The sequence below is a fragment of the Candidatus Erwinia dacicola genome, from assembly GCF_001756855.1.
GTDB lineage: Bacteria > Pseudomonadota > Gammaproteobacteria > Enterobacterales > Enterobacteriaceae > Erwinia > Erwinia dacicola.
The window spans coordinates 1-5,399 of the sequence record NZ_MAYS01000193.1 but is presented as its reverse complement, the minus strand read 5'-3'; the positions used below and the strand labels follow the sequence as shown (position 1 = coordinate 5,399).

Genomic DNA, 5,399 nt, shown 5'->3' with positions numbered 1-5,399 from the left:
GCCACTGCAGGCTATGACAAGTTGAGTCCATCAGGCTGCCTACTTGACGGACTCGACCATAAATAGTCAGCGGGCGAAAAGGGTTTCGCCGCAGATTTTTACAAGGATTGGCGAATTTCAGATACAAAAAAACGTCTTTAGGGGTGCTTAACTGGTTGCGGGAGCCGGATTTGAACCGACGACCTTCGGGTTATGAGCCCGACGAGCTACCAAGCTGCTCCATCCCGCGTCCGTGGGGGCGGACTATACGCCTGATTGGTTTTGTTGCAACCACTTTTTGCGGATAAGTGGATAAAATCGTGTTTATCACTCATTTTTTAACCCAGATGCTGGATTTTTGCACAAATGCATACTTTTTCCGGCGACACGTTTAAATCTGACCATGCTTTTGCTATCTTCGCGCAGGGTTCCCGTATAAAGGTAAACAAGGCATGAAAGGACGTTGGGCGAAATATCTGATGACCGGCACACTGCTGGCACTGCTGGCAGGCTGTTTGTCAAAACCTACTGACCGTGGGCAACAGTATAAAGACGGGAAACTGGATCAGCCGCTCGGGCTGGTCAATCAACCCAACGCGAAGGGCCGCCCAGTAAATGGCAGAGACTTTGCCGACCAGGTAGGGCAGATCCGTTCATACTCATCGGGCATGTATTCGCGCCAGTCGGGCACCTACAGCGCGATTGAGAGCTGGCTGATAGCCGGGGGCTATACGCGCCAACTGCACCAGTTCGGGCTGGATGCTTATCAGATGGAAGGCACCGACAATTATGGCAACGTGCAGTTTACCGGGTACTACACGCCGGTGATTGAAGCGCGATATACCCGCCAGGGTGAGTTCCAGTATCCGCTGTACCGCATGCCGCCTAAACGTGGCCGCCTGCCAAGCCGTGCTGATATCTACAGCGGTGCGCTGGGCGCACGCTATATCGTGGGTTACAGCAACTCGCTGATGGATAACTTTATTATGGATGTACAGGGCAGCGGCTACGTTGACTACGGCGATGGGTGCCCGCTGACCTTCTTCGGATACGGCGGCAAAAACGGTCATGCCTATCGCAGCATCGGCAAAGTGCTGATCGACCGCGGTGAAGTGAAGCGTGAAGAGATGTCGATGCAGGCGATTCGCCACTGGGGTGCATCGCACAGACCGGAAGAGGTGCGTGAACTGCTGGAGCAGAACCCATCCTTTGTGTTCTTCAAGCCCGAAACGTTTGCGCCGGTACGTGGGGCAAGTGCGGTGCCGCTGGTGGCAAAAGCCTCGGTAGCTTCTGACCGTTCGCTGATCCCACCGGGAACGGCGCTGCTGGCAGAAGTTCCTTTACTGAACAACAACGGTAAATTTACTGGAAAATATGAGATGCGCATGATGGTGTCGCTGGATGTCGGCGGCGCAATCAAGGGCCAGCATTTTGATATTTACCAAGGCATCGGCCCGGACGCCGGTCATATGGCCGGATGGTTTAATCACTATGGCCGCGTGTGGGTATTAAAAACCGCACTGGGCGCGGGCCAGTCGGTATTCTCATCGGCACAGAACAGTTCTTCTCAGGGGTCATTACTGGTCAGTCAGTAAACCTGACGGGCCGCTTTCTGCGGCCTGCTGCTTTTAAGGAATTAATCCATGATGGTTCTTTCAGACGCCTGGCGGCAGCGCTTTGGCGGTACGGCGCGTTTATATGGTCAGTCTGCGCTACAGCTGTTTGCCGACGCGCATGTCTGCGTAGTGGGTATTGGCGGCGTGGGTTCGTGGGTGGCGGAAGCACTGGCGCGTACCGGAATTGGGGCGATCACCCTGATCGACATGGATGATGTCTGCGTCACTAATACTAACCGGCAGATCCATGCGCTGAAAGACAACGTCGGGCAGGCGAAAACCGAGATGATGGCGCAGCGGATCCGCGAAATTAATTTGGAATGCCTCGTCACCTGCATTGATGACTTTATTACGCCGGATAATACAGCAGAGCTGATGAGTCAGGGCTTCAGCTATGTGATCGACGCTATCGATAGCCTGCGGCCAAAAGCGGCGCTGCTGGCGTGGTGTCGTCGCAATAAGATGCCGCTGGTGACAACCGGCGGGGCGGGCGGGCAGATTGATCCCACGCAGATCCAGGTCGCCGATCTGGCAAAAACGATTCAGGATCCGCTGGCGGCGAAGCTGCGCGAGCGGCTGAAAAACGACTTTAATATTGTCAAAAGCAGCAAGGGCAAGCTGGGCATTGACTGCGTATTCTCAACCGAGGCGCTGATATACCCTCAGCCGGATGGTTCGGTATGTGCGTCACGCAGAACCGCTGATGGGCCAAAACGCATGGACTGCGCCTCAGGTTTTGGCGCGGCAACGATGGTGACCGCCACCTTTGGTTTTGTCGCGGTGTCGCACGTATTGAAGAAGATGATGGCGAAGGCGGCACGCCAAGCGTAAAAACTGTCGGGGCCGACCCTCTTTTTCGGTCGGCCCGTCAGGCCACAGCGCGCAGCACTGCATCGGCCAGCGCCTGCAACCCAGCGCTGCGCGAGGCGCTCAGCTGATCTTTCAATCCCAGCCCGTCAAACAGTGCCAGCGGGTCCGATCCCCTGATCTGGGCGGTGGTTTTTCCCTCTACCGCACACAGCAGCACGACTAACAGCCCGCGCACAATGCGCCCTTCGCTGTCGCCATAAAAGTGTATTTGCCCATTTTTACACTGCTGATGGCCGAGCCAGACGCGGTTTTCACAGCCGCTCAGCTCAATGTCCGCCGTTTTCAGCGCCTCCGGCAGGGCCGGCAGTTTTTTACCCAGCAAGATCAGCTGACGATAGCGCTCCTCCCACTGGCGAAAGCTGGCGAACTGCGTCAGTAGCGAGTCGGCAGTCACCTCTGTGCCAAACGGGTGTGGGGCGATCGGGGATAAATTCATCATTAATCAGCCAGTAGCGCCAGAGCGGTGGTCATCGCCGCGGCCAGCGCGTCCACATCTTCCAGCGTGTTATAGGGGGCAAAGGAGGCGCGCAGTGTACCGCTGACACCGAGCGCAGCCAGCAGCGGTTGCGCACAGTGTTGACCGGCGCGCAGCGAGATCCCGCTCTCCGCCAGCAGTGTCACAACGTCGCTGTGATGAATACCGGCGATATCAAACGCCAGCAGACTGGAGTTTCCGCTGCGATAACTTTGAAAGCCGGGCAGGCCAGCAAGCCGCGCTTCAGCAAGGTCGGCAAGATCGCAGCTCCAGCGCTCGGCGGCGGCAATATCCACGCTGCTCAGCCACTCCAGCGCGGCGCTCATCCCAATCACTCCGGCAACGTTTGGCGTGCCTGCCTCGAAGCACCACGGCGCCGCCTGCGGGGTGAATCCGTTAAAGTTGACGCGGCTCAGCATCTTGCCGCCGCCCTGCCACGGCACCATTTCTGCCAGCAGGTTTGCCCTGCCGTACAACACGCCGATGCCCATTGGGCCATACAGCTTGTGGCCAGAAAAAGTATAGAAATCAATATTTAGCGCCTGTACATCCGGCGGGCAGTGCACCACGCCTTGGGCACCGTCGACCATCACTTTTACACCGCGGGCATGGGCCAGTGCCATAATCTGCGATAGGTCCGGGCAGCCGCCGGTGACGTTCGACATCTGCCCGACAGCTAGCAGGCGGGTGCGGTCGTTGAGCAGCGCGGGTAGCAGGCTGAGATCCGGCAGACGGTCGGCGCCAATCGGCCACTTCACCACTTTGGCCCCTGTCTGCTCAGCCACCATCAGCCACGGCACCAGATTGGCGTGGTGCTCGGCTTCGCTAACCAAGATCTCATCCCCCAGCTGCAGGCGCGGACGTAGATAGCTCTGCGCGACCAAGTTAATGGATTCGGTGGTGCCTTTGGTCCAGACGATGTTGGTGCCATCACAGGCATTCAGCAACGCTGCCACCTGACTGCGCGCGTCTTCATAGCGCACGGTGAGCTGCTGCGCGGTCGCGAACTGACTGCGGTGAACCGTCCCAGCGCTCAGGCGATAAAACTGCTCGGTGGCTTCGATCACCGCCAGCGGTTTCAGCGCGGTAGCGGAACTGTCTAGGTAACATCCGGCATCGCCCAGCGTGGGAAACTGCTGGCGAAAGTGCAGTGGATTAAATGATGTCATCTGTTTCTCGTGATTTAGGACCAAGCTGAAATTTATGTACTTTTCTGGCGAAGACGGCAAAGCGCGTTATGCTAATTCAGGTAAAGTTTAAATGATTACCTGTCATTAAGATCGATGTCTGCAGGTAGTTTCACTCTCAGCATGGAGATATAAAAATGAAGAAATTAGCCGCAGTTATTGCAGCCTGTACCATGACTTTTACTCTAGCCGCGTGTTCAAGCAACTATGTTATGCACACCAATGATGGTCGCACTATCGTATCCGATGGTAAGCCAGTGGTCGACAACGATACCGGAATGATCAGCTACAAGGATGCCAACGGCAACAAGCAGCAGATTAACCGTTCTGACGTGAAAGAGATGGTTGAGACCAACCAGTAACAGGCGACAGGCAAAAAAAAGCACCGCGTTAAGCGGTGCTATTAAAATCACTTGGACAGACAGGGTAAATCTACAGGAATAAAAGGTGGCTCAGCTACCAGCCCCGAAAATCGTCAGGTCAATTGCAAACACAACATCACGAACACAAGCCAAAAACTCCTAAAAAATTCCGTGAGTTAACACGTAATTTCAATGCACTTTTCGTTCCGGTTCAGGAAGTGCGACAACTGTAAGTATTTGCTGGTAGTTCCTCAACGGATAAATTATAATGGCTCGGATAAAAAAACTAATACGTACGTCACTCGGACAGTCCGAGCTGTATCCGGCCTTGAGCGAAAAGAACCCATCTACCATGTCTAAACGTTTACCACCGCTAAATGTCCTGCGCGTTTTTGATCCCGCCGCGCGTCACCTCAGCTTCACGAAAGCGGCTGAGGAACTGTTTGTCACCTAGGCCGCCGTCAGCCACCAGATCAAGTTGCTGGAGGATCTCCTCGGCCTGAAGCTGTTTCGCTGCCCCTCTTCGCTCGCTGTTGCTGAGCGAAGAGGGGCAGAGCTATTACCTCGATATCAAAGAGATTTTTACCGCGCTGAATGACGCCATGCGCAAACTGCAGGCGCGCAGCGCGGAAGGTGCGCTTACCGTCAGTTTGCTGCCGAGTTTTGCTATTCAGTGGCTGGTGCCGAGGCTAATCAGCTTTAACTCAGCTTATCCGGGCATCGACGTGCGTATCTCCGCCCTCGACCGCGATGAGGAGAAGCTGGCGATGATGTCGATATGGCGATTTCCTACGGGCACGGTAACTGGCCGCGGCTGCGGGTGGAAAAACTGTATGCAGAATATCTGCTGCCGGTCTGTTCCCCACTGCTTTTAACTCGCCCATACCCACTTGAAACGCAACAAAGTGAC

At 55.5% G+C, this 5,399-nt stretch carries 5 protein-coding genes, 1 tRNA gene and 1 pseudogene; 4 read left to right on the top strand and 3 right to left on the bottom strand.

Annotation, left to right across the window (positions count from 1 at the left end; translation table 11 throughout):
* Positions 1–152: 152 nt before the first annotated feature.
* A tRNA-Met gene (locus BBW68_RS06070) sits at positions 153–229 on the bottom strand.
* Between the two features lie 202 nt (positions 230–431).
* Here BBW68_RS06070 and mltA point away from each other — a divergent pair.
* A complete protein-coding gene (gene mltA / locus BBW68_RS06065) occupies positions 432–1,574 on the top strand; it encodes a murein transglycosylase A (protein WP_070134433.1) in 1,143 nt (380 codons plus the stop codon).
* 48 nt (positions 1,575–1,622) lie between these two features.
* Positions 1,623–2,426 carry a tRNA cyclic N6-threonylcarbamoyladenosine(37) synthase TcdA gene (tcdA, locus tag BBW68_RS06060; RefSeq protein ID WP_070134432.1) on the top strand — a complete coding sequence of 268 codons (804 nt, stop codon included), beginning with the start codon at positions 1,623–1,625 and terminating at the stop codon, positions 2,424–2,426.
* 37 nt (positions 2,427–2,463) lie between these two features.
* Here the strand turns inward: tcdA and csdE are convergent, their stop codons facing one another.
* Together csdE and csdA are read right to left on the bottom strand one after the other, a co-directional pair.
* Positions 2,464–2,901, bottom strand: a complete 438-nt coding sequence (gene csdE / locus BBW68_RS06055) for a cysteine desulfurase sulfur acceptor subunit CsdE (RefSeq protein WP_070134434.1) — start codon at positions 2,899–2,901, stop codon at positions 2,464–2,466.
* 2 nt (positions 2,902–2,903) lie between these two features.
* The gene (csdA, locus tag BBW68_RS06050) at positions 2,904–4,109 is read right to left on the bottom strand and encodes a cysteine desulfurase CsdA (RefSeq protein WP_070134431.1); all 1,206 of its coding nucleotides are present in this window, start codon (positions 4,107–4,109) and stop codon (positions 2,904–2,906) included.
* 155 nt (positions 4,110–4,264) lie between these two features.
* Between csdA and BBW68_RS06045 the strand changes: the two genes are divergently transcribed.
* Both BBW68_RS06045 and BBW68_RS06040 read left to right on the top strand, forming a co-directional pair.
* Positions 4,265–4,489 carry a YgdI/YgdR family lipoprotein gene (locus tag BBW68_RS06045; protein WP_070134430.1) on the top strand — a complete coding sequence of 75 codons (225 nt, stop codon included), beginning with the start codon at positions 4,265–4,267 and terminating at the stop codon, positions 4,487–4,489.
* 352 nt (positions 4,490–4,841) lie between these two features.
* A pseudogene (locus BBW68_RS06040) lies at positions 4,842–5,399 on the top strand (LysR family transcriptional regulator); the annotation flags it as partial.

Excerpts from the sequence above, each read along its gene's own strand:
- BBW68_RS06045 (WP_070134430.1), top strand. The coding sequence starts at position 4,265 with ATGAAGAAATTAGCCGCAGTTATTGCAGCCTGTACCATGACTTTTACT.
- tcdA (WP_070134432.1), top strand. The coding sequence starts at position 1,623 with ATGATGGTTCTTTCAGACGCCTGGCGGCAGCGCTTTGGCGGTACGGCG.
- csdA (WP_070134431.1), bottom strand. The coding sequence starts at position 4,109 with ATGACATCATTTAATCCACTGCACTTTCGCCAGCAGTTTCCCACGCTG.
- csdE (WP_070134434.1), bottom strand. The coding sequence starts at position 2,901 with ATGAATTTATCCCCGATCGCCCCACACCCGTTTGGCACAGAGGTGACT.
- mltA (WP_070134433.1), top strand. The coding sequence starts at position 432 with ATGAAAGGACGTTGGGCGAAATATCTGATGACCGGCACACTGCTGGCA.